Source organism: Monashia sp. HAY1-2A (assembly GCF_056755315.1).
On record NZ_JBNDHY010000397.1, the window covers coordinates 1 to 275 of the forward strand.

A 275-nucleotide genomic window follows, 5' to 3' on the forward strand; every position below is an offset into this window, starting at 1 on the left:
GCTATAGCAACATAGCATTCATTTTCAATTGCTCGTGCAGCGGCGCAGTGACGCACTCTCATGTAGGCATTCTGCGTGTCTGTAAGGTAAGGAACAAAAAGAATCTTCATTCCCTGATCAGCCAAAATTCTCGGAAGCTCAGGAAACTCAACATCATAGCAAATCACTAATCCGATTTTTCCGCAGTCGGTATCAAAAACACGGATTTCGTTTCCTCCTTTCATGCCGTAATATTTTTTCTCGTTTGGTGTGATGTGAATTTTACGGTATTCATC

Annotated in this window: 1 protein-coding gene; it reads right to left on the reverse strand. The window is 41.8% G+C overall.

All coding sequences use genetic code 11. The annotated features are described in order from the left end of the window. A partial coding sequence (locus tag ACPYOM_RS22455) for a nitrilase-related carbon-nitrogen hydrolase (RefSeq protein WP_481347657.1) occupies nucleotides 1-275 on the reverse strand: 275 nt, incomplete at both ends.